The 603-nt window shown below is 28.0% G+C and carries 1 protein-coding gene, 1 tRNA gene and 1 pseudogene; 2 read left to right on the top strand and 1 reads right to left on the bottom strand.

The genetic code is table 11. The annotated features are described in order from the left end of the window. Positions 1-112 (top strand): annotated as a pseudogene (locus CRU95_RS16120) (cbb3-type cytochrome c oxidase subunit II); the annotation flags it as partial. Positions 113-121: 9 nt separating this feature from the next. Then, positions 122-346, top strand: coding sequence for a CcoQ/FixQ family Cbb3-type cytochrome c oxidase assembly chaperone (locus CRU95_RS16115; RefSeq protein WP_129102124.1), 225 nt, complete (start codon positions 122-124; stop codon positions 344-346). 133 nt (positions 347-479) lie between these two features. Here CRU95_RS16115 and CRU95_RS16110 read toward each other — a convergent pair. Further along, positions 480-555, bottom strand: a tRNA-Thr gene (locus CRU95_RS16110). Positions 556-603: the final 48 nt, after the last annotated feature.

Raw genomic sequence — 603 nt, 5'->3', positions numbered from 1 at the left:
AGCGAAAGCTATTGCTGCTGATATGAAAAATCAAGCTGTAAAAGATGCCGTAGCAAACGGTCAGATTCCTGAGATTGTAGCGCTTATTGCGTATTTGAATTCTTTAAAATAAGAGGTTATTATGAGTTATCAAGAAATAGTTGACTTACAAGGTTATACAAAAATAATATTAATGTTTATTGCAGTAATAGTATTTTACTTTTGTGCTTATTCAATATATAAAAGAGATAAAAAAGGAGAAAGAAATTACGAAGAATATTCAAACTTAGTACATGATGATTCAATAAATTCTAAACCTCTTGAAGATAGAAATAAAAACACTGACAAAAACCAGAAAAATATTTAAAATATCCATCTTAAAAAAAAGGGAAAAGTTAATTCTTTTCCCTTTTTTTATGTCTTAATTATAATATTTAATGAAAAAGTTTTATTTTATGAAATATTATATATTAAATTGATTTGTTTTTATAAAAGTGAAATGGTGCTCACAGTGGGAATCGAACCTACAACCTCTTGCTTACCATGCAATTGCTCTACCGTTGGAGCTATGCGAGCTAATTATAGTGAATAATTATACCTGACCGAAGGGAATAAATCGTGCTA

The organism is Arcobacter sp. F2176, from assembly GCF_004116465.1.
GTDB classification, from domain to species: Bacteria; Campylobacterota; Campylobacteria; order Campylobacterales; family Arcobacteraceae; genus Arcobacter; species Arcobacter siniprincipis.
The sequence above is the reverse complement of the archived record's forward strand: the minus strand, read 5'-3'. Positions and strand labels throughout refer to the sequence as shown.

Coding starts and splice junctions, on each gene's coding strand:
- CRU95_RS16115 (WP_129102124.1), top strand. CDS start 122: ATGAGTTATCAAGAAATAGTTGACTTACAAGGTTATACAAAAATAATA.